Below are 26,254 nucleotides of genomic sequence, written 5' to 3' on the forward strand. Positions count from 1 at the left end.
ATTTATGTCGACTGACACTCCCTCTTCGCGAGCAAGTCGAATCGTCGCACCGCCGCTCCCACAGGTTTTGCGGTGATGGTCAGTTTTTCAGGCTGGCTTGTACGGTGGCAACACCATCCTTGCCATCAAAACTGCTGACACCGGCCAACCAGCGCTGCAGGTCTTGCGGATGATCACGCAGCCACTGCTTGGCCACGTCCTGCGGCGTCTTGCGCTCCATGATCGGCACCATCAGCTGGCTTTCCTGAGCAGCGGTGAAGGTCAGATTCTCCAGCAAGCGGTTCACGTTCGGGCAACGCTCGGCGTAGTCCGGGGACGTCACGGTGGAGACCGTCGCCGCGCCTTCGTTCGGCCCGTAAACGTCTTCGCTGCCGGTCAGGTAAGCGATTTTCATGTTGATGTTCATCGGGTGCGGAGTCCAGCCGACGAACACCACGAACTCCTTGCGATTCACCGCCCGTTGCACGGCGGCAAGCATGCCGGCCTCACCGGACTCGATCAGTTTGAAATCCTTCAGGCCGAACTGATTGGACTCGATCATGGTTTTGATCGTGGTGTTGGCGCCACTGCCCGGCTCGATGCCGTAGATTTTGCCACCGAGCTTGTCTTTGAATTTGGCGATATCGGAAAAGGTTTTCAGCCCCGCCTCGGCCACGTATTCCGGCACGGCGAGAGTTGCCTGGGCGTCGGCCAGGCTCGGTTTTTCCAGGACCTTCACTTGATTGGCGGCCAGGAACGGCGCGATGTTCTTGTCCATCGCCGGTTTCCAGTAACCGAGGAAGATGTCCAGGCGCTTGTCGCGGATACCGGCGAAGATGATTTGCTGCACGGCGCTGGTTTGCTTGCTTTCGTAGCCAAGGCCGTTGAGCAGCACGTCGGCCATGCCGCTGGTGGCGATGACGTCGGTCCAGTTGACCACGCCCATGCGCACGGCTTTGCAGGAAGCGTCGTCACTGGCCAGGACAGAGGTGCTCAGAAGAGCGGTACCGCAGAGGATTGAGAGACAGCGGGTCAACAGTCTTTTCATTGGGAATGATCTCGTGCGGCAGAATTATTATGGATCCGGTGTCTTGATGCACCGTGTCCAGAACATTACGCAGCGTCGAGAGGGTAAAAGCGAACTGTGGCGACCGAGATTTGCACGGTGGCGACTAAAGTGAACGCGTTACCTGTGGGAGCGGCGGTGCGACGATTCGACTTGCTCGCGAAAGCGGTGTGTCAGTCGACATCAATGGTGTCTGACACACCGCCTTCGCGAGCAAGTCGAATCGTCGCACCGCCGCTCCCACCAGGGTCAGACGTTGTAGTGTTTTTGGCCCCAGGCCAGCAGCCCTTGCAGCAACTCCTTGAGCACCACTTGCGTCGGCTCTGCCAGGTCCGGGCGATAACGGAACGGCTCGAACTCTTCCATGTACGTGCACTGGCCCAACTCCAGTTGCACGGCGTGGATGTTTTGCGCCGGATTGCCATAGTGCCGGGTGATGTGGCCGCCCTTGAAGCGCCCGTTCAGCACATGGCTGTAATCGGTGTGCCTGGCGCAGATCGCTTCCAGTTGAGTCGCCAACTGTGGATCGCAACTGGCGCCGTTGAACGTGCCGAGGTTGAAGTCCGGCAGCTTGCCGTCGAACAGGTGCGGGATGATCGAGCGGATCGAGTGCGCATCAAACAGCAATGCATAGCCGAATTCGGCTTTCATACGCGCCAGCTCGTTCTGCAAGGTGCTGTGATACGGCGTCCAGACCTGCTCCAGATACGTGGCGCGCTCAGCGGCCGACGGCTCCATGCCTTCACGGAACAACGGAATGCCGTCGAACAGCGTCGCCGGGTACAAACCGGTGGTGGCGCCGACATACAAAGGTTTGTCGTCGGACGGGCGGTTCAGGTCGATGACGAAGCGCGAGTACTCGGCAGCCAGGGTGCTGGCGCCCAGTTCGGCAGCGAATTCGTAGAGTTTCGGGATGTGCCAGTCGGTGTCCGGCAAGCTTTTCGCGTCGGGGATCAACCCGGCTTCAACCGCCGGGGTCAGGCGCACGCCGGCGTGGGGCATGCTGATCAGCAGCGGCACGCGGCCTTGTTTGAAGTTCAGAACCTTATCCACAACTGCTCTCCTAAACGCTTGTTTCGACGCCGTGACGCACGACGCGTTTTTCCAGGTCACCGCCCAGCCAGTACGACAGGTCGGCGGGACGATCGATTTGCCAGGCGACGAAGTCAGCGACCTTGCCGGCTTCCAGCGAACCATGGGTATCGGCCATGCCCAGCGCGGTGGCGGCATGGATCGTCGCACCGGCCAGGGCTTCTTCCGGGGTCATGCGGAAACAGGTGCAAGCCATGTTCAGCATCAGGCGCAGCGACAGCGCCGGTGACGTGCCGGGATTGAGGTCGCTGGCGATGGCGATTTTCACCCCGTGTTTGCGCAACGCATCCATTGGCGGCAGTTGGGTTTCGCGCAGGAAGTAGAACGCGCCGGGCAGCAACACGGCGACCGTGCCGGACGCGGCCATGGCGATGGCGTCTTCTTCGGTCATGAATTCCAGGTGATCGGCGGACAGAGCGTGATAACGCGCCGCCAGGCTCGAACCGTGCAACGACGACAGTTGCTCGGCATGCAGCTTCACCGGCAAGCCCAGTTTTTGCGCAGTGACGAACACGCGCTCGACCTGTGCCGGCGAAAACGCCAGGTATTCGCAAAACGCGTCCACCGCATCCACCAGCCCTTCGGCGGCCAGGGCCGGGAGCATCTCGGCGCAGATGTGATCGATGTAGTCGTCGGCGCGATCCTTGTATTCCGGCGGCAAGGCGTGGGCCGCCAGGCAGGTGCTGCGCACACTGATCGGCAGTTCCGCGCCGAGACGGCGGGCCACGCGCAGCATCTTGCGTTCGTTGGCCAGGTCGAGACCGTAGCCGGATTTGATTTCGATGCTGGTCACGCCATCGCGCATCAAACTCTTCAACCGCTTGGCGGCGCTGGCGAACAACTCGTCTTCACTGGCCGCGCGCGTGGCGCGCACGGTGCTGGCGATGCCGCCGCCGGCCGCGGCGATTTCCGCATAGCTGACGCCTTGCAGACGCTGTTCGAATTCACCGCTGCGGTTACCGCCAAACACCGTGTGGGTGTGGCAGTCGATCAGGCCCGGCGTAACCCAGGCCCCGTTCAAATCGTTGACGGCCGGGTATTCACCCGCCGGCAGTTCAGCACGTGGGCCGATCCACTCAATGTGCGCACCGGACGTCACGATGGCCGCGTCCTCGATGATCGAGTAGACGCCTTGCGCCATGGTTGCGACGTGGCAGTGTTGCCAGAGAGTTTTCATCCCGTAATCTCCACAATGTTCAAAATCGGTTCGCGGGCAAGCCTCGCTCCTACAAGGTAGGAGCGAGGCTTGCCCGCGAAGAAGCCATCACAGACTAGGCAGCAACTTAGCCGTCACCAGTTCATTCAGGCAACGCGTCGCCAACAACTCGCTAGCCGCATTGATATCCGGCGCAAAGAAGCGGTCCTTCTCATAGAACGGCACTTCTTTACGCAGAATCGCCCGAACCTTTTCCAGTTTTGGCGAGGTCTTCAGACCTTCACGCAGGTCAAGGCCTTGAGCCGCGGCCAACCATTCCACCGCCAGAACGCCGCGGGTGTTTTCCGCCATTTCCCACAGACGCTTGCCGGCAGCCGGAGCCATCGACACGTGGTCTTCCTGGTTGGCGGAGGTCGGCAGGCTGTCCACCGAATGCGGATGGGACAACGCCTTGTTCTCGCTGGCGAGTGCCGCAGCGGTCACCTGGGCGATCATGAAACCGGAGTTCACGCCGCCATTGGCCACCAGGAACGGCGGCAGTTGCGACATGTGCTTGTCCATCATCAGCGAGATGCGGCGTTCGCTCAACGAGCCGATTTCAGCGATGGCCAGGGCCATGTTGTCGGCGGCCATCGCGACAGGTTCGGCGTGGAAGTTACCGCCAGAGATCACGTCACCTTCAGCTGCGAACACCAGTGGGTTATCCGAAACGGCGTTGGCTTCGACGGCCAAGACTTCGGCAGCCTGACGGAACTGGGTCAGGCAGGCGCCCATGACTTGCGGCTGGCAGCGCAGGGAGTACGGGTCCTGGACCTTTTCGCAGTTCTCGTGCGAATCGGACACTTCACTGCGCTCGCCCAGCAAGTCGCGGTAAGCGGCAGCGGCGTCGATCTGGCCTTTCTGGCCACGGGCGGCGTGGATGCGGGCGTCGAACGGCGAGCGCGAACCCAGCACCGCTTCGACGGTCAGGCCGCCCAGGGCCAGGGCGCCCGCGAACAGATCTTCACCTTCGAACAGACCGCGCAATGCGTAAGCGGTGGACACCTGAGTACCGTTGAGCAGCGCCAGGCCTTCTTTCGCGGCCAGGGTCAGCGGGGTCAGACCGGCGACTTTCAGCGCTTCGGTCGCTTCCATCCACTCGCCTTTGTAACGAGCCTTGCCTTCACCCAGCAGCACCAGCGACATGTGGGCCAATGGCGCCAGGTCGCCGGAAGCACCGACCGAACCTTTCAATGGAATGTGCGGGTAAACCTCGGCGTTGATCAGGGCGATCAGCGCGTCGATGACCACGCGACGAATACCGGAGAAACCACGGCTCAGGCTGTTGACCTTGAGCACCATGACCAGACGCACCAACGCGTCGCTGATCGGCTCGCCGACGCCGGCAGCGTGGGACAGCACCAGTGAGCGCTGCAGGTTTTCCAGGTCTTCGCTGGCGATGCGGGTCGAGGCCAGCAGGCCGAAACCGGTGTTGATGCCGTAAGCGGTACGGTTCTCGGCGAGGATCTGTTCCACGCAGGCAACGCTGGCTTCGATCTGGGCAGCAGCGCTGTTATCGAGGGTGATTTTGACCGGTTGCTGATAGACATCACGCAGTTGGGCAAGGCTCAGTTGGCCGGGGATCAGGTTTAGTGCAGTCATTTTGTGCTCCTTTTGAGAGTTTTTATTCTTCATAAACGAAGAAGACTCACCAGACGCTCCGGAGATATCCGTTGTCCGTCGCGACTCGCTTTTTGGGAGCCGCGCCTTGGCACGTTGGTGTTGTGTGGAAATCAGTTCAGATTCGGTAAAGCCTTGTGCAGCAAATTCGAGTCTTTCAATACGCCGGCAGCGGCGGCGATGTCCGGCGCCAGCCAGCGATCCTGGTCGTAGGCCGGAACACGCTCACGCAGCAGACGCCACGCCGCATCGGTGCCGGCGCCGAAGCGTTGCTCTTTGAGGAACTCAAAAGCCTGGGCCGCCAGCAGGTACTCGATGGCGAGGATCTGCGTGCAGTTTTCCAGCGCGCGATGCAGCTTCAGCGCGGCGTTGGTGCCCATGCTCAGGTGGTCTTCCTGCAAGCCGGAAGTGACGTAGTTGTCGAGCACCGCCGGTTGCGCCAATTGGCGGTTTTCCGCACACAGCGAAGCGGCGACGTATTGCACGATCATCATCCCGGAGTTCACCCCCGGATTGGCCACCAGGAACGCCGGCAGACCGCTGACGTGCGGGTTGATCAAACGGTCCAGACGTCGTTCGGCGATGGAGCCGATTTCGGCCATGGCAATCGCCAGCAAATCCGCCGCCAACGCGACCGACTGGCCATGTGGGTTGGCTTGGGACATGACGCGGAAGTCATCCGGCGTGCCCAGCAGCAACGGGTTGTCGGTGCAGCCGTTAAGCTCGGTTTCGATCTGTTGAATCGCGTGGGCCAATTGATCCCGTGCGGCGCCGTGGACTTGCGGGATCGACCGGATGCTCAGCGCATCCTGCGTACGAATGCCTTTGCTGCTAGCAATCACTTCGCTGCCATCGAGCAGCGCCCGCAGGTTGATCCCGACCTGTTGCATACCCGGATGCGGTTTGAGCGCGATGATCTCGGCGTCGAACGCAGCAATCTGGCCACGCTGGGCTTCGAAGCTCATGGCACTGATCACGTCGGCCCACTGCAGCAGGCGCGTCGCATCGGCAATCGCCAGGCAGCTGAGGCCGCTCATGCACGGAGTGCCGTTGACCAGGCACAGACCGTCCTTGGCGCCGAGTTGAACCGGTTGCAGGCCTTCTTCAGCCAGCGCCTGTTGAGCGGAAACAATCTGCCCGCGATAGCTGACATTGCCGACACCCAGCAGTGCTATGCCGATGTGCGCCATGTGGGTCAGGTAACCGACCGAACCCTGGGACGGCACTTGCGGGGTGATGCCCCGATTGAGCAGCGCCAGCAAGGCTTCGACCACTTGCCGATGAATGCCGGATTTGCCCTGGGAGTAGTTGCGGATCGCTGCGCACATGATCGCGCGGGTCTGCTCGTCGGCCAGTGGTGCGCCGACGCCACAGGCGTGGCTGAGCAAGGTGTTGCGTGACAGTTGGCTGAGCTGTTCGTCTTTGAGCGATACGTTGCAAAGCGCGCCCAGACCGGTGTTGACGCCATAGGCGCGTTCGCCGCTGGTGACGATGCGCTGGACGATCGCCTGGGCATTGTCGATGCGTGCCCAGGTCTGGGCCGACAGCTCGAGTTGTGCGCCGTGACGGGCTACCGCGACCACATCCTGCCAACGCAACGGGGCATCGGCGATAACGATTTTTTCAGCCTGGGACATCATTAACCTCAACCGTACAACCAGAATATTGATGCAGCTTCACCGGCGCCTTCGCGGGCAAGCCTCGCTCCTACAGGTGTGGGAGCGAGCCTGCTCGCGATGGGGCCGGCACAAACGCCGCAAACCTTTAAACCACCGCCGCCCGCCGCTGTACGAACCGGTCGACATACTCATCCGCCGGCGAATGCAGGATCTCTCGCGGGGTGCCGACCTGAATCAGGCGGCCATCCTTGAGGATCGCGATGCGGTTGCCGATGCGCACGGCCTCGTCGAGGTCGTGGGTAATGAAGACGATGGTCTTGTGCAGGGTCTTTTGCAGCTCCAGCAACTGGTCCTGCATCTCGGCGCGAATCAGCGGATCGAGCGCACTGAAGGCTTCGTCCATCAGGATGATGTCGGTGTCCGCCGCCAACGCACGCGCCAGGCCCACACGCTGACGCATGCCGCCCGAGAGCTGATGCGGGTATTTGTTTTCGTAGCCCTTGAGGCCCACGGTGTTGATCCAGTGCAGCGCGCGTTCGGTGCACATCTGCTTGCTCTCGCCACGCACTTTCAGGCCGTAGGCGACGTTGTCCACCACGGTCTTGTGCGGCAACAGGCCGAAGCTCTGGAACACCATGCTGATCTTGCGACGTCGAAATTCGCGCAGGGCTTCCATGTCGTACTGCAGGATGTCCACGCCATCCACCAGGATCGCACCGCTGGTCGGGTCGATCAGGCGGTTGAAGTGGCGCACCAGGGTCGATTTTCCGGAACCGGACAGGCCCATGATCACGAAGATCTCGCCGCTGCCGATGCTCAACGACAGGTCGTTCACACCGACTACGCAACCGGTTTCGGCCAGCACCTGATCCTTGGTCTTGCCCTGGCCGATCATGCCCAGCGCTTCCTTGGAACGGTTACCGAAAATCTTGAAGACGTTTTTGACTTCGATCTTGCTGATGGCTGCGTTGCTCATTTGCTCACCTCATGCCGTGCACGACCGTACGCCTGTGTAATGCGGTCGATCACCACTGCCAGAATCACGATCGCCAGACCGGCTTCAAGGCCGCGTCCGACGTTGAGGGTCTGAATCCCCACCAACACATCTTCACCCAAGCCACGGGCACCGATCATCGAGGCAATCACCACCATCGACAGGGCCATCATGGTGGTCTGGTTGATCCCGGCCATGATGCTCGGCAGGGCCAGCGGCAATTGCACGCCAAACAGTTGCTGCCAGCGGTTGGCACCGAAGGCGTTGATCGCTTCCATCACTTCACCGTCGACCTGGCGGATACCCAGATCAGTCAGGCGGATCAGCGGCGGCGCGGCGTAGATCACGGTAGCGAAAATCGCCGGGACCTTGCCCAGGCCGAACAGCATCAGCACCGGGATCAGGTACACGAAGCTCGGCATGGTCTGCATGATGTCCAGCAACGGCATCAGCACCGAACGCAGGCGATTGCTGCGTGCCGAGAGAATGCCCAGCGGAATGCCGATCAGCACCGAAATGACCGTCGCGACCATCATCAGCGCGAGGGTCTGCATCAGCTTGTCCCAGAGGCCGACCGCGCCCACCAGGAACAGCAAACCGACGATCACGGAGGTGGTCACGACCTTGCGGGTCGCGTGCCAGGCAACGCCCGCCACGATCGCCAGCATCAGCCACCAGGGCGCCGCACGCAGCAGCCCTTCAAGATTGACGATGGCCCACAACAGGGTGTCGGAGATGCTGCGGAACACATCGCCGTAGTTGGTAACCAGCGAATCGACCCAACCGTTGACCCAGTCGGCGATGGAAAAGGTAAAGCTTTCGGGAAACATAAGAGACTCTCAATCAAGGGGTTGCGATCAAGCATCCGACTGCCGCTGACGGCAGTCGGAGAAGCTCAACCTACAAGGCCGCGTCGATCTTTTTGGCTGCGTCTTCGCTCACCCATGCGTGCCAGACTTCAGGATGTTCCTTCAAGAAGATCTTGGCCAGTTTTGGCGACTCGATCCGCTCTTTGGCCATACGCCCGAGGTTCTGGTTCAGCAGGTCGATCGGCAGGTTGACCTTTTCCAGCACGGCCACTAGTTCCGGGGCTTGCTCGTGGAAGGTCTTGGACAGGCCGACCTTGATGGTCACGCGCTTGTCCACACCCGGCTTCTCTTCGAGTTTCACCAGGTCAACCTGGCCCATCAGCGGCGTTGGCGACCAGTAGTAGAACAGGATCGGCTCACCACGCTTGTAGCTCGACAGCACTGCGGCATCCAGTGCCGGGCCGGTGCCCGGACGGAAGTTGGTGTAGCTGCTTTCCAGGCCGTAGCTTTTCAGCATTTCGCTGTTGTCCAGCTCACAGGTCCAGCCCGCCGGGCAGTTGTAGAAACGGCCCTTGGCTGGCTCTTCGGCGTCCTTGAACACGGCGGCATACTTGCCCAGGTCAGCAATGTTTTTCAGGTCCGGCGCCTTGGCTTCCAGTTTGCGCTTGGCGTCGCCTTCGATCACGTAGCGCGGCACGTACCAGCCTTCGACTGCGCCCACGACTGGCGCACCGACACCGACGACTTTGCCGGCCTTCTCGGCCTTGTTCCAGACTTCGCTGCGGCCGACCCACTCTTCGGCAAACACTTGAATGTCGTTGCTGCTCAGGGCGTTTTCCATGGTGATGGAGTTGCCCGGCAGGCTGTCGGTCTTGCAGTCGTAGCCTTTCTCCAGCACGACTTGCAGCACGTCGGTCAGGAGCATGGCGCTTTCCCAGTTCAGGCCGGCGAATTTCACCGGTTTGCCCGATTCGCACCAACCGGCTGCCTGAGTGGCGCCAGCGCTGGCCAGCAGGCCCATGGAAAGCAATGTGGTCAGCAGGGTCTTGTTCGATTTCATTGTTGTGACGCTCCTAATCATGAATTGGCTTACGGCAGTCAAGAGGCATCCAGCCCTGTCCACGTCCAATCAGGCCTGCGCCGCAGCGCGACCGACATTCAGCTTTTGTTCGGTAATAACGTCCCGCTCGACCGGCAGGATCAGTTGATCGGGCACTGTGCCGTGCCATTTTTTTGCACACACGTAATACAGGGCCGCGGGGATCACCAGGCCGATGATCCAGGAGATATCCACATCCCCCAGAGCGGCCACCAGCGGACCTGTATAGAACTTGCTGGAGATGAACGGCAGCTGAACCAGCACACCGAAAACATAGACGCTGATACCCAGAACGTTCCAACGACCGTAACGACCGTTCGGATCGGACAGCGCCGGCACGTCATAGCGCTCGCGGGTGATGCAGTAGTAGTCCACCAGGTTGATCGCGCTCCATGGGGTAAAGAACGCCAGCAAGAACAGGATGAAGGACTTGAACGCACCGAGGAACGAGTGTTGGCCGAGCAACGCCATCAGGGTCGCCGTACCGACGATGACCAGCACAAACAGCAGACGCTGCAAGCGCGTTACTTTCAGGTCACCACGGAAACCGCTGATGATGGTCGCGATGCACATGAAGCTGCCGTAGGAGTTCAGCGTGGAGATGGTGACCTTGCCGAACGCGATGCTGAAGTACAGCAGCGCAGCAGTGGCACCGGTACCACCCAGACCCACGATGTAGGCCACTTCGTGACCGGCGAATTGCCCATTGGCCGAGGCGGCCGCAAACACGCCGAGGATCATCGCCACCTGCGCGCCAATGACCGAACCTGCACCCGCGGCGAAAAAGGTTTTCACCGAGGAAGTCTTGCTCGGCAGGTAGCGTGAATAGTCAGCCACGTAAGGACCGAAGGCGATCTGCCAGGACGCCGCGAGCGACACCGCAAGCAGGAAGCTGCTCCAGCTGAAGTGGCGGATTTGCAGGAGTGCGCCAACGTCGGTCTGGCTCATCAAACGGCTGAACAGGTAAACGAAGGCAATCACACCAATGACACTGGCAATACGGCCAATCCAATGGATCACCCGATAGCCCAGCACCGTGACCAGCACGATGACACTGGCGAAGATGAGGATACCGACGGTGTCACTGACGCCAAACAACTGGCCCAGCGCCTGACCGGACAGCACGGTGCCCGTTGCGGTGAAACCCAGGTACATCAGGCACACCAGAACGATCGGGATCGCCGCGCCATAAACGCCGAACTGCACACGGCTGGAGATCATCTGCGGCAGGCCAAGCTTGGGCCCTTGCGCAGCGTGCAGCGCCATCACCCCGCCGCCGAGCAGTTGACCGATCAACAGACCGATCAACGACCAGAACACGTCACCACCCAGCACCACGGCCAGGGCCCCGGTGACAATCGCGGTGATTTGCAGGTTGGCACCCATCCACAGCGTGAACTGGCTGAACAGACGACCGTGTCTTTCCGCTTCCGGGATGTAGTCGATCGAACGTTTCTCGATCAACGGTTTGCTGCCTGCACGATCGTTGTTAACAGCCATGATTCAACCTCTGTGGATTGTTCTTCCGGGTTGGTGATCTCCTGTAGGAGCGAGGCTTGCCCGCGAACCGCGGTGGGTCAGTAAAGACGCCTTCGCGGGCAAGCCTCGCTCCTACAGGTTTTGCGTAGTGCCGAAGGCTGTTTTATTTACCGGTAATCATCGGCAGGTTCAGCCCTTGTTCCTTGGCGCAGTCGATCGCGATCTGGTAACCCGCATCGGCGTGACGCATAACGCCGGTGGCCGGGTCGTTGTGCAGAACGCGGGCAATACGCTCGGCCGCTTCGTCAGTACCGTCGCAGACAATCACCATGCCGGAGTGCTGGGAGAAGCCCATGCCGACGCCGCCGCCGTGATGCAGGGAAACCCAGGTCGCGCCGCTCGCGGTGTTGAGCAAGGCGTTGAGCAGTGGCCAGTCGGACACGGCATCGGAACCGTCTTGCATCGATTCGGTTTCGCGGTTCGGGCTCGACACCGAACCGGAGTCCAGGTGGTCGCGACCGATCACGATTGGCGCGGACAATTCACCGCTGCGTACCATTTCGTTGAATGCCAGACCAAGCTTGGCGCGCAGACCCAGGCCAACCCAGCAGATACGCGCCGGCAGACCCTGGAAGCTGATGCGCTCGCGCGCCATGTCCAGCCAGTTGTGCAGGTGGGCGTCGTCCGGGATCAGCTCTTTGACCTTGGCGTCGGTTTTGTAGATGTCTTCGGCGTTGCCCGACAGTGCAGCCCAACGGAACGGGCCGATGCCACGGCAGAACAGCGGACGGATGTAAGCCGGTACGAAGCCTGGGAAGTCGAATGCGTTTTCCACGCCTTCTTCCTGAGCCATCTGACGGATGTTGTTGCCGTAGTCGAAAGTCGGGATGCCCATTTTCTGGAAATCCAGCATCGCTTTAACGTGCACGGCCATCGATTGCTTGGCGGCTTTCACCACGGCAGCAGGCTCGGTCTTGGCGCGAGCGCGATACTCTTCCCAGGTCCAGCCGGCCGGCAGGTAACCGTTGAGCGGGTCGTGGGCGCTGGTCTGGTCGGTGACCATGTCCGGGCGCACACCGCGGCGGACCAGTTCCGGCAGGATTTCAGCGGCGTTACCCAGCAGGGCGATGGAAATCGCTTTGCCTTCCTTGGTGTATTTCTCGATGCGGGCCAGAGCGTCGTCGAGGTCTTTGGCTTGCTCGTCGACGTAGCGGCTGTTCAAACGGAAGTCGATGCTGACCTGTTGGCATTCGATGTTCAGCGAGCAAGCGCCGGCCAAAGTTGCAGCCAGAGGTTGAGCGCCGCCCATGCCGCCCAGGCCTGCGGTCAGGACCCAACGACCTTTGAGGTCATCGTTGTAGTGTTGGCGACCGGCTTCGACGAAGGTTTCGTAGGTGCCTTGAACGATGCCCTGGCTACCGATGTAGATCCAGCTGCCGGCGGTCATCTGGCCGTACATGGCCAGGCCTTTGGCGTCGAGTTCGTTGAAGTGTTCCCAGCTCGCCCAGTGTGGCACCAGGTTGGAGTTGGCGATCAGTACGCGCGGAGCGTTGCTGTGGGTCTTGAACACGCCGACCGGCTTGCCGGATTGCACCAGCAGGGTCTCGTCTTCGTTCAGGTTGGTCAGGCTTTCGACAATCTTGTCGTAGCATTCCCAGTTACGCGCCGCACGACCGATACCACCGTAGACCACCAGCTCTTTAGGGTTCTCGGCGACTTCCGGGTCGAGGTTGTTCATCAGCATGCGCAGCGGCGCTTCGGTCAGCCAGCTCTTGGCGGTCAGCTTGTTACCGCGGGCGGCACGGATTTCAACGTCACGAAACTTAGTAGGTTTCTGGGTATTGTCAGTCACGAAAAAGACTCCTCAGCGATCAATTCAAACCAACCCTGGCGGTGGGTAAGCCAGCCTGTGCGCGTCAACGCGACACAAGCGAATCAGTGGACGCTGCGGAGAGTCTCGATCGACTCATACGCATACGTCTTTACTTGTACATACAAGCATATGCAATCAAGCGGCCAACTTGTTGGATGGGTGTTCAAGAAAAGTTTCTGGAAGGCTGGAAGCCCCCTGGATCAAGGGTTTTGGAGAAGATGAAATTTTTCGGGAGGATTTTGCGGAGGGGAGGACTGTTGTTACTTGAGCGTGGTTTTGCGCCACGCTGGGGCGTTCGGTAACAAAGTGGTGCGCATTAGGGAACGGATTTGATCGGTGGAAAAACTTCGCGGGCAAGCCTCGCTCCTACAGGGGATCTGCGGTCCACTGTAGGAGCGAGGCTTGCCCGCGAAAGGATTTTGGATCAGCGTGCAGTCAGCTCGACCACACAGCATGGGCCTTTACTGGAGACTTCCAGCAGGCCGTTATTACCGTCGAGTTGCAGGCAGTCATGGCGACCCAATTGCTGGGTGTTGTTACCGACCTGCAATTCCAGCGCCTCGCCGACACTGAACACCAACACCGTGCCCGCCGAACTGAAAAACCGTTGCTCACCGTCCAGCCACTGCAACCGTGCGCTGTAACGCTGCGGCGCATAAATCAGGTTGAAGTCGCGAATCGGCCCGCCAAGCAGCGTGCACGACACCTGGCTCTCGCCACTGAACGCAAACGGTTCCAGCGGTAACAACGGATGCGTGTCCTGGCCGTCGACGCGCAAGGTCATGCCGTCGCCTTGCAGCACGGTGATCACTCGCTCATAGCCGGTGAACGTCGAGAAACCGCCCGACTCACCGATATCGGCAATCGACAGGCGCCAACCGAAACCATCCAGGCCAGTACCCGCATCGCGGGTGATTTCTTCAGTGCTGCCGCCGCCGTTTTTCCACGGCATGCGCGGGTAATCAACGGCACGTAAAACCTTTATCTGACTCATTTATGAAACCGACCTTCCAGACGATGACGGGAACCAGGGTGGATCAAACGGGCGGCGGTCACCGGCTGACGGCCAGACCAGGTGCGGCGACGAATCAGCAGGCACGGCTCGCCTTTCTCAATCTGCAGCAACTTGCACTCGCTGGCCTCGGCCAGAATCGCCTCGACCACATGCTCGCCTTCGGTCAGCGGCGCGACCTGGTTCAGATAGGCGTAAGGCGTTTGCAGGGTGAAGTCCTGCTTGAGGTAGTCCGGGGCGACCAGCGCGTTGACGAAACGGTCTTCGATTTGCACCGGAATATCGTTTTCGAAATGCACGATCAGCGAGTGGAAGACCTTTTGACCTTCACGCATGTCCAGCGCCAGGGCGCGCTCGGAACCGGCGGCCTCTTCTTCAAGGGTAATGACCTTGCAGGTATGGCGATGGCCACGGGAGGCGATTTCGTCGGCGATGTTGTGCACTTCGAACAGCGCGGACTGGCTTTTCGGTTCGGCGACGAACGTGCCGACGCCTTGCATACGCACCAACAGACCGTCGGCAGTCATCTCGCGCAATGCGCGGTTGATGGTCATGCGGCTGAAACCGAGTTGGCTGACCAGCTCGCTTTCCGACGGAACGCGGTAGTGCGGCGGCCAGTTTCCACTGTCGATTTGCTGGGTGATCATCTGTTTGACGCGGGCGTACAAGGGCGCCGGACTGTCGCCCATGTTCGCGGCCAACGGTGACACTGCAGGCGGAGTCGGCACGGTTAATCCTTGTTCGTTGAAGAGAGGTTGCTAGCTTGCCGGAGTTTACCGGGCAGGCAAACGTCTGTATATGTATATACAAATAACACACGATGGGGTGCTGAACCATGTCCGCCTTCTTTGCCGAACGCGCGCTGCTGCCTAGTGGATGGGCCAACAATGTACGTCTTGAGGTCAGCGCCGACGGCGTTTTGACCCATATCCAGGCCGATTCCCACGCAGATGGCGCCGAACAGCTAAGCGGTCCGCTGCTGCCAGGCATGCCGAATCTGCACTCCCACGCGTTCCAGCGAGCGATGGCCGGGCTGGCGGAAGTGGCCGGTAATCCGAACGACAGTTTCTGGACCTGGCGCGATTTGATGTACCGTCTCGTCGGAAAAATCAGCCCGGATCAACTCGGCGTGATCGCCCGGCAGCTGTACATCGAAATGCTCAAGGCCGGTTACACCTCGGTGGCGGAATTTCATTACGTGCACCACGACACAAGTGGCCAACCGTATGCAGATCCGGCCGAACTGGCGCTACGCATCAGCCAGGCGGCCAGCTCCGCCGGCATCGGTTTGACCCTGCTGCCGGTGCTCTACAGCCATTCCGGTTTCGGCGGCCAGACGCCGAACGACGGCCAGCGTCGCTTTATCAACAGCACTGAAAACTACCTCAAGCTCCAGTCGCGCTTGCAGCCGATCCTGGCGCAGCAACCGGCCCAATCGCTGGGTCTGTGTTTCCACTCGTTGCGTGCGGTAACACCGCAGCAGATCAGCGAAGTGCTGGCGGCCAGCGACAAGCAGTGCCCGGTGCACATTCACATCGCCGAGCAGCAGAAGGAAGTCGACGACTGCCTGAGCTGGAGCGGTCGCCGGCCGCTGCAATGGCTGTACGAAAATACCGAAGTCGACCAACGCTGGTGCCTGGTCCACGCGACCCACGCCAACCCGGAAGAAGTGACGCTGATGGCCAAGAGTCGCGCCATTGCCGGTTTGTGCCTGACCACCGAAGCCAACCTCGGCGACGGGATTTTCCCGGCGGTGGACTTCCTCGCTCAAGGTGGGCGCATGGGCATCGGTTCTGACAGCCATGTGTCGCTGAGCGTGGTGGAAGAATTGCGTTGGCTGGAATACGGCCAGCGCCTGCGGGATCAGCGGCGCAACCGGTTGTATGGCGCGGATCAGCCGATGGTCGGTCGTACGCTGTACGACGCGGCACTCGACGGCGGCGCGCAGGCGATGGGGCAGCCGATCGGTGCGCTGGAAGTTGGCAAACGGGCAGATTGGCTGGTGCTGGACGGCAACGATCCGTACCTGGCGACCGCCAGTGGCGACGGGATTCTCAATCGTTGGTTGTTTGCCGGCGGCGATCGCCAGGTGCGCGATGTGCTGGTCAATGGCCAATGGGTTGTGCGCGATGGGCGACATGCCGCAGAAGAAGAAAGTAACCGCGCGTTCACCCAAGTCCTGCGCGATCTCTTGGGTTAACACAAACCCTTGTAGGAGCCGGCTTGCTGGCGATGGTGTGTCAGTCGACATCAATGTAGCTGACACACCATCGCCAGCAAGCCGGCTCCTACAAGGGATATGTAGTCAATTCGAGGTCTTGGCCATCTGCGTATCCGTCGCACGCCAGATCAGCCGCGTGGTGTCATACCCCTGCTGACGCGCCTTGCTCAGCAGTTCTTCGCGCACTACACCGTTGACCGTCGGGGTTCGTGACAGCAACCACAGATAGCGACGGCTCGGGTCGCCGACGATCGCAGTCTTGTAGTCGTCGCTGACGAACAACACCCAGTACTCGCCCTTCGCCACACCCGGTATCAACCGCGAAAACCAGGTATCGAACTCGACCCACAACTTGTCGGTCTTGCCCGGCACCTGTGGATAAGCCGTGCCCTTGGCCTCTTCCCATTGCCAATCCGCCGTCAGGCAGCGATTCAGCACCAGGATGTTGCCGTCCGGCTTGAGCGTGTAATGCGCTTCGGATTGCGCACAGTTGCGCTGGAAATACATCGGCAGACGCGCCAACTCGTACCAGGTCCCTTGGTACTTCTTGAGATTGACGCTGTTGACCGTTTTCGGCGCCAACGGATTTTCACCAGAAGTGGCGCAGCCGGCCAATACCAGGCTGGCAAAAAGGAGGATCAATAACCGCTTCATTGTTTTTCTCCCGCGGGCATATCGCCCCGGTTTACTTCAGGCCTTGGCCGGAAAACATCAACACTTTGTCACCGGCGTACTGCACGCTGATAAAGCTGTTCTTGTCGCCCCAGGTGCAACTGGACATGCCGAGCGCGCCCGCGCAGTCGGTAGGTTTGCCCAGCAAGGTTTCCACCTCGGCCTTGGCCATGCCTGTCGACAACTTGGAGTAGTTTTCCTGATTGATTTTGCCGCACGCGGCCAGCAACACGCAGAACGAAAGCAGGGCGATGGAACGCAGCGACATTGTGTAGCTCCTGGGACAAAGGGGAATGGCATGACAGCCAAGCTGAAGCTTAGAAGAGAAAACCCCTGTCTGGTTCCCTGACCGAGCGCCTATTTATCGGGCCGCTCGTCTGCCTTTTGCCGAAAAATCAGCCACTTTCTCGCGTTGTTGAGCATTTCGTCGGTTTTGACAGAATTCGCCTAATCTTTGGCGCCGCTCAGTCGACATAAAAGCAGCGCAAAGCCCGTTCCTGTGGCAAATTGACGCCCCTTGTCGACCAGCACCTCCGCGGTAGTTCATTTAATGACCAGAAACATGAAGTTCAGCCACAAAATCTTGTTGGCTGCTGCCCTCGTGGTGGCCGTTGCATTCGCCTGTTTCATCCTCTTCAACGACTACCGCCAGCGCCAGACCTTGCGCAGCAGTACCGAATCGTCGATGCAGGAACTCGGCAGCCTGACCACCAGCAACATTCAAACCTGGCTGGAAAGCCGCATCCAGCTGTTGCAATCGTTGTCCCAACAGATCGCCGTGGACGGCAGCGCCCAGGCCAGCCTCAAGCGCGCCATCGACCTGCCGGCCTACACCAGCAATTTCCAGCTGAGCTACTTCGGCGGCACTGACGGCGTGATGTTCTCGGTTCCGGCCGGCAATCGCGCCGCCGATTACGACCCTCGCGCACGTGGCTGGTACAAGGCGGCCAACGGCGCGCAACAGACCATCGTCACCGAACCGTACATCGCTGCGTCCTCCGGCAAACTGGTGATCACCGTGGCCACACCGGTGAAGCATCAGAACCAGATGATCGGCGTCGCCGGCGCCGACATTGACCTGTCCAGCGTCAGCGCGATCATCAACTCGCTGAACTTCGGCGGTCACGGCCATGCGTTTATCGTCAGCGCCGACGGCAAGATCCTGATTCACCCGGACAGCAAACTGGTGCTCAAGAACCTCGCCGAGGCCTACCCGAACGGCGCGCCGCAAGTCAGCCCGGGCATGAAAGAGGTCGAGATCGACGGCAAACGCCAGTTCATCTCCTTCACTCACGTCAACGGCGTGCCGTCGGCGGATTGGTATGTGGCGCTGGTGCTGGATCAGGACACCGCGTTCTCGATGCTCAGCGAATTCCGCACCTCGGCGATCATCGCCATGGTTATCGCGGTGGTGATCATCATCGCGCTGCTGGGCATGCTGATCAGTTTCCTGATGCAGCCGCTGCTGACCATGGGCCGCGCCATGCATGACATCGCCGAAGGTGAAGGCGACCTGACCAAACGCCTGACCATTCACGGCCACGACGAATTCGGCGCGCTGGGTACTTCGTTCAACCGCTTTGTCGAGCGTATTCACACCTCGATCCGCGAAGTGTCCTCGGCCACCGGCCAGGTCAACGAGGTCGCCCTGCGTGTTGTCGCCGCGTCCAACTCGTCGATGTTCAACTCCGACCAGCAAGCCTCGCGCACCAGCAGCGTGGCCGCCGCCATCAATGAACTGGGCGCCGCCGCTCAGGAAATCGCCCAGAACGCTGCCCTCGCCTCGCAGCATTCCAGCGACGCGCGCGCATTGGCCGAAGACGGTCAGCAAGTGGTGGATAAAACCATCGCGGCGATGCAGCAGCTCTCGGCGAAGATCAGCGATTCGTGCGGCAACATCGAAACGCTCAACAGCAACACGGTGAACATCGGGCAGATTCTGGAAGTGATCACCAGCATCTCGCAGCAGACCAACCTGTTGGCGCTGAACGCTGCCATCGAAGCCGCCCGTGCCGGTGAAGCCGGGCGCGGTTTTGCCGTGGTCGCCGACGAAGTACGCAACCTGGCGCATCGCACCCAGGACTCGGCGCAGCAAGTGCAGAAGATGATCGAGGAACTGCAAGTCGGTGCCCGTGAAGCGGTGAGTACCATGACCGACAGCCAGCGTCAGAGTGAAAGCAGCGTCGGCATCGCCAATCAGGCGGGCGAGCGTCTGGGTAGCGTGACGCAGCGTATTGGCGAGATCGACGGGATGAACCAGTCCGTGGCCACGGCGACGGAAGAGCAGACTGCGGTGGTGGAGTCGATCAACGTCGACATTACCGAGATCAACACGCTGAACCAGGAAGGGGTGGAGAACCTGCAGGCGACGTTGCGGGCGTGTTCCGATCTGGAGCAGCAGGCGGCGCGTCTTAAGCAGTTGGTCGGTAGCTTCAGGATTTAAGGCGCTCTTGCGGGCCCCTTCGCGGGCAAGTCGAATCGTCGCACCGCTCGCTCCTACAGGTTCACGCTACCCCTGTAGGAGCGAGCGGTGCGACGATTCGACTTGCTCGCGATGACGGCATCAGCCGCAATGAAGATTTAGAACCTTGAACCTGGCTGCGAAAGAAACGCCAACTCCTCAGCCGTAGACTCCCTTCCCAACACCGCATTGCGATGCGGAAACCGCCCAAACCGCGCAATCACCTGCTGGTGCTTCTCGGCGTAGCTCAGATAGTTGCTAAAGAGTTTCCGGTCGCCCTCTGGCTGTTGCGCCACCAGATCGATATAGCGTGAGACGGCCTCATTCTGCACCGCCAGATTCTCGCAGTGCTCGAACACCAGATAGATGAACACCCGCTGAATCGGCTTCAACTGCCGATCGAAATCCGCAGCTATGCCTTGCGCCACCAGTGCCTGAGCCCTGAGATCGCCGGAAAAGGATTTGGGTGTTTCGCGAAAGATCATTCGCGGCAGTTGATCGAGCAGCAGCACCAAGGCCAGCCAACCTTCCGGGCGTTGCGCCCAGTCAGTCAATCCGCCGGCCAGTGCCTGCTCGACCCAGTCCCCGAAACGCGTCTGCGCTTCGAGGTCCTGGCTGTCGTGCTTGCCGAACCATAACCTGCCCTTCTCAGCCGCTACTTCATTCGACGATTCGGAATTTCCGAACCACCATTCGAGCAACGGCTGCCAGGGCGCGGTCATGTTTATTCCTTGTGGTAAGCCGTGACGCGTGCGACTTCTTCTTTCGAACCGAGGAACACCGCTACGCGCTGGTGCAGGCCTTCCGGTTGAATGTCGAGGATGCGCTGGTGGCCGTCGGTGGACGCGCCGCCCGCCTGTTCAACCAGGAACGACATCGGGTTGGCTTCGTACATCAGGCGCAGTTTGCCCGGCTTCGACGGCTCGCGGCTGTCACGTGGGTACATGAACAGACCGCCACGGGTCAGGATGCGGTGCACGTCGGCAACCATCGCGGCAACCCAGCGCATGTTGTAGTTCTTTTTCAACGGGCCTTCATCGCCAGCCAGCAATTCGCTGACGTAACGCTGTACCGGCGCTTCCCAGTGACGCTGGTTGGAGGCGTTGATCGCGAATTCCTGAGTGGACTCAGGGATCGTGATGTCTTCATGGGTCAGTACGAAGCTGCCCATTTCACGGTCCAGGGTGAAGCCTTTGACGCCATTGCCCAGGGTCAACACCAGCATGGTCTGTGGACCGTAGATCGCGTAACCGGCGGCAACCTGCTGAGCGCCTGGCTGCAGGAAGGCCTTTTCGTTCAAAGGCTCGTTCTGGGTCAGGTATTCGTTCGGGCAACGCAGCACCGAGAAGATCGTACCGACCGGCGCGTTGATGTCGATGTTCGACGAACCGTCCAGCGGGTCGAATACCAGCAGGTACGCGCCTTTCGGGTATTTGCCCGGGATCTGGTAGGCATTGTCCATTTCTTCGGACGCCATGCCGGCCAGGTGACCGCCCCATTCGTTGGCTTCGAGCAGGATGTCGTTGGACATCACGTCCAGCTTCTTCTGCACTTCACCTTGGACGTTTTCAGTGCCCATGCTGCCCAGAACACCACCCAGGGCGCCTTTGGAGACGGCGTGGCTGATTTCTTTACAGGCGCGCGCCACCACTTCGATCAGGAAACGCAGATCGGCAGGGGTGTTGTTGCTACGGGTCTGCTCAATCAAATAGCGACTCAGGGTAACGCGGGACATGGAAGGCTCCGGTGGAATGGGGGGCTAAAAACCCGCGCAGTTTAACGCGAGTCGGGGCGTATTTCCTCCTATCAGACGTGATACGTCCAACAGAGTTCATGTGCCGGGTTTAGCGTAGATCGAAACCGGCCGGATGTGGGCGGGCGACAGGTGGCAGTTTTGAGATTTTTGCTGCCTGACAGTCAGTCTTCGCGGGCAAGCCTCGCTCCTACAGTGGAACGCGTACACTTGCCCGCGAATGGCGCGCAGCGCCAGCCATTCTCAGGAATTGGCCGGAGGTTTACGCAACAAGCTGAACGCCATCGCCGCCAAAAACAAAACACCCAGCAACAACACCGCCCACAACCCGAATTTCTTCCAGTTCGGTTCAGCCTGTGCAACGGATGTGAGCGTGGAGCTCGGCGTCTCTACCACCCCGCCCGACACCGTAGCCTTGCCCAACGCCGCCCACTTCGCCGCGCTGTAATCCGGAATCAGCGTTGCCAGCGGCAGGTTCGCCGCTTTCACCGTCGCACTGCCCAGCGCCAGCGTATAAGGCCCGGCGCCGCGCGCCAGGAACACCAGTTGCGTCGAACGCACAGCGAAACGCACCGTCGGCGCCTCGGCGCCCAAGCCACCGCCGCGCTCGTCCACCGTCAACTTCAACTGCTGCACGGTTTGCCCCGGCAACTGCAATTCATTCTGCACCACGTCCTGGCCACTCTGGGTCAGGCGATAGAGCAAACCACTGCTCAACGGCTGCCACGGCAGGCTGCTTTCCCGACGACCGGACAACGTTACCGGCGCCAGGCTGTTCGGCTGATTCAGCTCGACCTGCACGCGCTCGACGTTCAACCCCATCGGCAATTGCCAGGTGTATTCACCCGCCCTCACGCTGGCGCCCGCCAACGGCTGCGACCAGACCAATGGCAGCGGCAGGCTGCGCGTGCTGGCGCTTTGCAGTTGCGCCGAGGTCAATATCGGCGCCGATTGTGGAGTGTTCCACAACAAACGCAGATAGCGCGCCGATTGTCCCGGCAAGCCGACCTCATGCTGTTCGACCCGCTCGTCGGCAAACGTCAGCCGCGCCACCTGCCCGTCACCCCACGACTGCCAATGCTGCAAATCGTCGCTGGCTTCGATGCTGAAACGCTGGAAGCCATCGCGCTCGCTGGTCCAGTCGAGGATCAATTGCTGCAACGGTGCCTTGATGCCGCTGGCGTCGAGCAGCCAACCGCTCAGCACTTCTTCGCCCACCTCCAGCTGACTCGACGGCTGCACTTCGACCAGCGTGCCATTGGCGCTCGATTGCACCCGCACACTCGGCGCGCGCTCGGTGGCGTCCGCCGAGTTGTACAACGGGAACCATTTCACGTCGGTCAGGGTGGGGGTTTCGCCGGTTTTCGCGGTCTCCCGCGCCACGGCGTAGGCCTGAGCCTCACCGGCCGCGTTGAACACGCGCACATCGCTGAGGTCGGTTTGTCGCGCATTCAGCTGCACGGCCAAGGGCAATTCGAGGCGATACCACGGACCTTCGCCGCTCACGGTCAACGGCACTTGCGTGGCGAAGTCCGCCGGTTTTTCCTGCGCGTTGGCCGACAGCGCCACGCCCAACGCAACAGCGCCCAACCAGACCAGGTTCAGCTTCTGACTCAAGACGACACTCCTTCGGTTTCCGGGGCCGGTTTTTCAGATTCCGGCGCAGCATCGACGCGCTTGGGCGGCAACGGGGCGAAATAGCCCACCACCAACAGCAACACGCCAACACCGATAAACGAGACGATCCGGGCGAGTCCGCCACGGTTACTCAATTCGACAAAGAACAGTTTCGCGACCACCACGCCGATCAGCGCCGCACCAATCAGCCAGACTTCGCGACGATGACGCAGATGGCCACCGATCATCAGACTCAGCGCCATCAAGGTCCAGACGATCGACAGACCGGCCTGCACCTGCATCGACGCGAGCAGCAAATCCAGCTCGAACGGTACGCCGCCCCAATGGTGAGCCGTGCGATTCACCAGCGCGGTGAAAAACGCGAACAGCGAAACACCCGCGATCAGCTGCGTGGCGTGATCGAAGATGTCCTTGCGGATTGCCAATTGCGTCACGGCGCTGCGGGCCCACACGTAAACGCCGAACAGCGCAAACAGCAGCCCCAACTCCAGCGGATTGATCAGCGGCACATAGGGCAGCGGCTCGGCGGTGCCGTCGCTGACAATGTTCGCCAGCCAGAACCAGCCGAGCATGAGCAAGGCCAGCGGCGCCGCCGCGTACAGTCGATACTCGCGCGGATAAGCCGACACCGGCCACGGCCAGGCACGCGGTGCAGCCATCAACACCAGATAAACACTCGGCAGAATCGCCCAACCCAGCCAACGCCAGGCGTTGTATTGCTCGGACAACAGCAGCAAGCCGTAACGCAACTCCAGCGCCAGTACACCGATCAACAACCAGCAGCCGAGCACATGAGCGGTGCTCAAAGCCCGCTCGGAGAGCATCGGCGCCAGACGCCGCAGCGAGATGAAATGCACGACGAACACCGCCGCCCAGGCGAGCCAGCCGAAGTCAGCCGCCGGGTGGTAACGCGCGTGCCATGCCCCGAGCAATACCACACCCGCCACAGGAATCAGCAAAGTGCAGAGCAAACCCAGCGACGGCCATTTCAGGCGCAACGCCAACACGGCCCACAGCGCGACGCTCAGCGCCGCGACTGCCAGCAGCAACGTCGCCTGAAGATTCATCGGTGCAAAACGCAGCACTTCACTGATCCACGCCAACGCCCACCAACCCGCGCCCCACACCAGCAGCACTTCGGACAAACGCTGCAAACTCAGGACATCGAACGCCGAAGCATGGTTGCCGAGCTGCAAGCGCCAGGCGCCGACCAACGCCGCCAGCCCCAGCACCAACGGCGTCCAGAATCCGCTATGCGCCAATGGTTTCAACCCTTCGCTGGCCAGCGGCCCCAGCAGGTCCGGCCCGGCGAACAGGAACGCCGCCCCGCCAATCACCTGCAACAGCAGACCGAAGACGAAACTCACGCGCTGCTTCAGATAAAGGCTCAGCCAGATAATGAACAGACCACTGGCCGCCCACACCGCACTTGCGGTTTGCCACGGCAGCACGAACAGCACGGCGAGGTTGATCAGCACCAGGCCGGCCAGCAACACCACCGACAAACCGCGCAACAGCCGAGCATCGCTGCGCACCATGTCATCGCGGGCGGCCAGCAACATACCGGCGATCAACGCCAGGCCGATCAGCGACGCGCTGAGCAAACCGCTCCAACCCGCGCTGAACACCGCGCCAGACTCACCGCTCGCACCTTGCAGTCGCAGCAGGAACAGCGCGCCGCCCAGCAATTGCACAGCGAACGCGGTGAAGAGGAAGGTGCGCGATTGCAGACGCAAACCGACAAACAACGTCGCCAGACCGGCCAGCGCCCAACTGATCGCCGTGCCGTGGGTAAAGAAGAACAGCGGCGCCAGCAGATAGAGGAAGGTCAAACCGAGGCAGGCCAGCACCGGCAAGCCTTTGCGCTCCCACGCCAACGTCTGCTCAGGCAAGGCGTTGCGCAGTTGGTAGAAACTGAACAGCAGCGCCACGCCGAGCATCAACGCGCCCAGCGGCGCACCTTCCAGCAGGCTGCTTTCGCCGAACCGCAGCTCACTGAGGAACGCCAACGCCGAGCCCAGTTGCAGCAGCAACGCAAAGGCGCGCGCCAGCGGGCGTTGCTGACGCAATCCGAGCCAGAAAATCCCGGCACCTTCCACCGCCCAAGCGGCCGCTGTCCAGCGCGCATCAAGCCCCAACGGGATCGCCAGACTGGCGAAGATCACGCCCAACGCCAGACAGGTTTCCGCCAGCAACAACGCTCGGCCACCCATCAGCAGGCGGGCCAGGCCCATGTAAATCATGCCCAGCGCCAATGCACTGAAAGCGGCAGCGAACTCCAGATGCTGGACCAGCGCGAACTGCAAACCGAAACCCACCAGCGGCGGGCCGAACAGCATCGTGCCGTCGACGTAGTCGCCTTTGCGCGCCGACCAGTGCAGCAGCGCCTTGCGACTGTCGTCCTCGGGCGCGTCGCTCATTTCCAGTAACTTGCGCCGTGCAAACAGTAGCCCGATGGCCAGGTACATCAGGAAAAACACAATCAGGAACGGCTCGGTGCTCCACAGCAGCTCCGGCGTGTAGGAGCGCAGGCCCCAGGCGAAACCGATGCCGAAGGTGCCGACAAAGCCGATCAGGTTGAGCAGCCGCCAGGCCTTGAACCAGGCGATGGCGAGAATGCCGGCGTTGAGCAAGGCGAAATAGCTGAACAGCGCGACATGGTTGCCGGCGCCGGTGGACGTCAGGATCGGCGCGGCGAAACCACCCAACGCGGCGACGCACGCCAGTGCCAGCGAGTCTTGAGTGATGGCCAGAATGGCCGAGAACACCGTCACCGCCACCAGCAGCCCGAGCGCCGCCGTCGGATCAAGCAGCGGATGCAAACGCATGGCCGCGAACACCGTCAGGTACAACACGGCGATCCCGGTGCCTTGCAGCATCAACGCATAGTTAGTGTTGCGATGACGCAGCCACCAGCCCAGACCGAGCAGGGCCAACGCAGCCGCCGCCACCCCGGCGTAACGCAGTTCGATCGGCACCACCATGCCTTCGGTGGCATAACGCAGCAGAAACGCCAGACCGAGGAACAACAGCACCACACCGACCCGCAGCACGGTGTTGCCACCGAACAGCCAATTACGGGCACCGCTGATGGCGCGCTCGATGAAGTTCGGGCCACGCGGGACGGCGGGTTCGCGGGCAACCGGCTCGGGCTTCCAGGCATCGTCGGGCAGCGGGCGGCTGGTTTGCGTCGCTGTCGCGGTGATCGGTTCGAGTTCGGGCGGGAGTTCCCAGACCATCTCCGGGGAAGAGACAGGGACTTCTTCGAGAATGAATACGGGGGACGGGGCCGGTTCGCTGGCAAGCGGTTCCTCGGCAAGCGGCTCGCTGGTTTCAGGCGCCTTGACGCCAGACACCTCCAGCGTGGCCAGGCGTTGCTGGACCGCATTCAGCGCCACCTGCGCCTGCTCCAGCAAAGCGCGCTGTTCAGCCGCCTGCGAACCCAAACGGCCGATGCGAATGGCCTGGCCGATACCCAACCCGAGTAACGCCCCCAACAGCGCGTCGCTGAACGACTCGTCGAGTATCCAGCCCAGCACCAGCCCTATCAGCATGAACATCCATTGCATGGTCGATATCCCTAAGCGGCCCATTGCCTTGCGGTGTCTGCGCTGATGCTTTCGCGGGCAAGCCTCGCTCCTACAGGTTATGCGTAAATACTGTAGGAGCGAG

Annotated in this window: 20 protein-coding genes and 1 pseudogene; 3 read left to right on the forward strand and 18 right to left on the reverse strand. The window is 61.0% G+C overall.

From position 1 onward, the window contains the following. Positions 1-79: 79 nt before the first annotated feature. From ACM6IO_RS18030 to hutC, 12 genes are all read right to left on the reverse strand, one after another. Positions 80-1,027 carry a choline ABC transporter substrate-binding protein gene (locus tag ACM6IO_RS18030; protein ID WP_414911972.1) on the reverse strand — a complete coding sequence of 316 codons (948 nt, stop codon included), beginning with the start codon at positions 1,025-1,027 and terminating at the stop codon, positions 80-82. A 267-nt stretch (positions 1,028-1,294) separates the two neighbouring features. Beyond that, complete coding sequence (gene hutG, locus ACM6IO_RS18035) at positions 1,295-2,098, reverse strand: N-formylglutamate deformylase (protein WP_414911973.1); 804 nt, start codon at positions 2,096-2,098, stop codon at positions 1,295-1,297. Between the two features lie 10 nt (positions 2,099-2,108). Further along, a complete protein-coding gene (gene hutI, locus ACM6IO_RS18040; RefSeq protein WP_192226838.1) occupies positions 2,109-3,314 on the reverse strand; it encodes an imidazolonepropionase in 1,206 nt (401 codons plus the stop codon). Between the two features lie 87 nt (positions 3,315-3,401). Further along, on the reverse strand, positions 3,402-4,934 hold the full coding sequence (gene hutH / locus ACM6IO_RS18045) for a histidine ammonia-lyase (RefSeq protein WP_008025261.1): 1,533 nt from the start codon (positions 4,932-4,934) through the stop codon (positions 3,402-3,404). A 131-nt stretch (positions 4,935-5,065) separates the two neighbouring features. Beyond that, a complete protein-coding gene (hutH, locus tag ACM6IO_RS18050; RefSeq protein WP_414911974.1) occupies positions 5,066-6,589 on the reverse strand; it encodes a histidine ammonia-lyase in 1,524 nt (507 codons plus the stop codon). A gap of 127 nt (positions 6,590-6,716) precedes the next feature. After that, positions 6,717-7,547 (reverse strand): quaternary amine ABC transporter ATP-binding protein, encoded by an 831-nt coding sequence (locus ACM6IO_RS18055; protein WP_008036590.1) that lies wholly within the window; start codon positions 7,545-7,547, stop codon positions 6,717-6,719. After that, the gene (locus tag ACM6IO_RS18060) at positions 7,544-8,395 is read right to left on the reverse strand and encodes an ABC transporter permease (protein ID WP_008025264.1); all 852 of its coding nucleotides are present in this window, start codon (positions 8,393-8,395) and stop codon (positions 7,544-7,546) included. The genes ACM6IO_RS18055 and ACM6IO_RS18060 overlap by 4 nt, the downstream gene beginning before the upstream one ends. A gap of 70 nt (positions 8,396-8,465) precedes the next feature. Further along, positions 8,466-9,434 (reverse strand): ABC transporter substrate-binding protein, encoded by a 969-nt coding sequence (locus tag ACM6IO_RS18065; RefSeq protein WP_008025265.1) that lies wholly within the window; start codon positions 9,432-9,434, stop codon positions 8,466-8,468. Between the two features lie 69 nt (positions 9,435-9,503). Next, positions 9,504-10,973, reverse strand: a complete 1,470-nt coding sequence (locus tag ACM6IO_RS18070) for a purine-cytosine permease family protein (protein WP_192226836.1) — start codon at positions 10,971-10,973, stop codon at positions 9,504-9,506. A gap of 142 nt (positions 10,974-11,115) precedes the next feature. After that, positions 11,116-12,804 carry a urocanate hydratase gene (gene hutU, locus ACM6IO_RS18075; RefSeq protein ID WP_192226835.1) on the reverse strand — a complete coding sequence of 563 codons (1,689 nt, stop codon included), beginning with the start codon at positions 12,802-12,804 and terminating at the stop codon, positions 11,116-11,118. A gap of 445 nt (positions 12,805-13,249) precedes the next feature. Next, complete coding sequence (locus tag ACM6IO_RS18080) at positions 13,250-13,819, reverse strand: HutD family protein (protein WP_414911975.1); 570 nt, start codon at positions 13,817-13,819, stop codon at positions 13,250-13,252. Further along, entirely contained in the window at positions 13,816-14,526 is a 711-nt protein-coding gene (hutC, locus tag ACM6IO_RS18085) for a histidine utilization repressor (protein ID WP_172435301.1), read from the reverse strand. The genes ACM6IO_RS18080 and hutC overlap by 4 nt, the downstream gene beginning before the upstream one ends. Positions 14,527-14,672: 146 nt before the next feature. Here hutC and ACM6IO_RS18090 point away from each other — a divergent pair, with 146 nt between their 5' ends. Then, positions 14,673-16,037: a formimidoylglutamate deiminase gene (locus ACM6IO_RS18090; protein ID WP_414911976.1), complete on the forward strand. Its 1,365-nt coding sequence runs from the start codon at positions 14,673-14,675 to the stop codon at positions 16,035-16,037. Between the two features lie 105 nt (positions 16,038-16,142). Here the strand turns inward: ACM6IO_RS18090 and ACM6IO_RS18095 are convergent, their stop codons facing one another. Together ACM6IO_RS18095 and ACM6IO_RS18100 are read right to left on the reverse strand one after the other, a co-directional pair. Beyond that, positions 16,143-16,712: a lipocalin family protein gene (locus ACM6IO_RS18095; RefSeq protein WP_192417185.1), complete on the reverse strand. Its 570-nt coding sequence runs from the start codon at positions 16,710-16,712 to the stop codon at positions 16,143-16,145. A gap of 31 nt (positions 16,713-16,743) precedes the next feature. Beyond that, positions 16,744-16,998 (reverse strand): hypothetical protein, encoded by a 255-nt coding sequence (locus ACM6IO_RS18100; RefSeq protein ID WP_008028040.1) that lies wholly within the window; start codon positions 16,996-16,998, stop codon positions 16,744-16,746. Between the two features lie 294 nt (positions 16,999-17,292). Between ACM6IO_RS18100 and ACM6IO_RS18105 the strand changes: the two are divergent. After that, positions 17,293-18,315, forward strand: a pseudogene (locus ACM6IO_RS18105) (cache domain-containing protein); the annotation flags it as partial. A 93-nt stretch (positions 18,316-18,408) separates the two neighbouring features. Continuing rightward, a complete protein-coding gene (locus tag ACM6IO_RS18110; RefSeq protein WP_371927683.1) occupies positions 18,409-19,173 on the forward strand; it encodes a methyl-accepting chemotaxis protein in 765 nt (254 codons plus the stop codon). A 137-nt stretch (positions 19,174-19,310) separates the two neighbouring features. Here the strand turns inward: ACM6IO_RS18110 and ACM6IO_RS18115 are convergent, their stop codons facing one another. From ACM6IO_RS18115 to ACM6IO_RS18130, 4 genes are all read right to left on the reverse strand, one after another. After that, a complete protein-coding gene (locus ACM6IO_RS18115) occupies positions 19,311-19,913 on the reverse strand; it encodes a DUF924 family protein (protein ID WP_192226832.1) in 603 nt (200 codons plus the stop codon). Positions 19,914-19,915: 2 nt separating this feature from the next. Next, positions 19,916-20,926 (reverse strand): class 1 fructose-bisphosphatase, encoded by a 1,011-nt coding sequence (locus ACM6IO_RS18120; RefSeq protein ID WP_008040991.1) that lies wholly within the window; start codon positions 20,924-20,926, stop codon positions 19,916-19,918. A gap of 261 nt (positions 20,927-21,187) precedes the next feature. Beyond that, positions 21,188-22,561 (reverse strand): DUF3999 domain-containing protein, encoded by a 1,374-nt coding sequence (locus ACM6IO_RS18125; protein WP_414911977.1) that lies wholly within the window; start codon positions 22,559-22,561, stop codon positions 21,188-21,190. Next, the gene (locus ACM6IO_RS18130; RefSeq protein WP_414911978.1) at positions 22,558-26,151 is read right to left on the reverse strand and encodes a DUF2339 domain-containing protein; all 3,594 of its coding nucleotides are present in this window, start codon (positions 26,149-26,151) and stop codon (positions 22,558-22,560) included. Before ACM6IO_RS18130 ends, ACM6IO_RS18125 begins: the two co-directional genes overlap by 4 nt. Positions 26,152-26,254 lie beyond the last annotated feature (103 nt).

Source organism: Pseudomonas sp. IT-P44 (assembly GCF_949768225.1).
Lineage (GTDB): Bacteria > Pseudomonadota > Gammaproteobacteria > Pseudomonadales > Pseudomonadaceae > Aquipseudomonas > Aquipseudomonas migulae.

Excerpts from the sequence above, each read along its gene's own strand:
- ACM6IO_RS18055 (WP_008036590.1), bottom strand. The coding sequence starts at position 7,547 with ATGAGCAACGCAGCCATCAGCAAGATCGAAGTCAAAAACGTCTTCAAG.
- ACM6IO_RS18065 (WP_008025265.1), bottom strand. The coding sequence starts at position 9,434 with ATGAAATCGAACAAGACCCTGCTGACCACATTGCTTTCCATGGGCCTG.
- ACM6IO_RS18060 (WP_008025264.1), bottom strand. The coding sequence starts at position 8,395 with ATGTTTCCCGAAAGCTTTACCTTTTCCATCGCCGACTGGGTCAACGGT.
- ACM6IO_RS18030 (WP_414911972.1), bottom strand. The coding sequence starts at position 1,027 with ATGAAAAGACTGTTGACCCGCTGTCTCTCAATCCTCTGCGGTACCGCT.
- hutH (WP_414911974.1), bottom strand. The coding sequence starts at position 6,589 with ATGTCCCAGGCTGAAAAAATCGTTATCGCCGATGCCCCGTTGCGTTGG.
- ACM6IO_RS18130 (WP_414911978.1), bottom strand. The coding sequence starts at position 26,151 with ATGCAATGGATGTTCATGCTGATAGGGCTGGTGCTGGGCTGGATACTC.
- ACM6IO_RS18120 (WP_008040991.1), bottom strand. The coding sequence starts at position 20,926 with ATGTCCCGCGTTACCCTGAGTCGCTATTTGATTGAGCAGACCCGTAGC.
- ACM6IO_RS18080 (WP_414911975.1), bottom strand. The coding sequence starts at position 13,819 with ATGAGTCAGATAAAGGTTTTACGTGCCGTTGATTACCCGCGCATGCCG.
- ACM6IO_RS18100 (WP_008028040.1), bottom strand. The coding sequence starts at position 16,998 with ATGTCGCTGCGTTCCATCGCCCTGCTTTCGTTCTGCGTGTTGCTGGCC.
- ACM6IO_RS18090 (WP_414911976.1), top strand. The coding sequence starts at position 14,673 with ATGTCCGCCTTCTTTGCCGAACGCGCGCTGCTGCCTAGTGGATGGGCC.
- ACM6IO_RS18110 (WP_371927683.1), top strand. The coding sequence starts at position 18,409 with ATGTTCAACTCCGACCAGCAAGCCTCGCGCACCAGCAGCGTGGCCGCC.
- hutC (WP_172435301.1), bottom strand. The coding sequence starts at position 14,526 with ATGGGCGACAGTCCGGCGCCCTTGTACGCCCGCGTCAAACAGATGATC.
- hutI (WP_192226838.1), bottom strand. The coding sequence starts at position 3,314 with ATGAAAACTCTCTGGCAACACTGCCACGTCGCAACCATGGCGCAAGGC.
- hutH (WP_008025261.1), bottom strand. The coding sequence starts at position 4,934 with ATGACTGCACTAAACCTGATCCCCGGCCAACTGAGCCTTGCCCAACTG.
- ACM6IO_RS18070 (WP_192226836.1), bottom strand. The coding sequence starts at position 10,973 with ATGGCTGTTAACAACGATCGTGCAGGCAGCAAACCGTTGATCGAGAAA.
- ACM6IO_RS18095 (WP_192417185.1), bottom strand. The coding sequence starts at position 16,712 with ATGAAGCGGTTATTGATCCTCCTTTTTGCCAGCCTGGTATTGGCCGGC.
- ACM6IO_RS18115 (WP_192226832.1), bottom strand. The coding sequence starts at position 19,913 with ATGACCGCGCCCTGGCAGCCGTTGCTCGAATGGTGGTTCGGAAATTCC.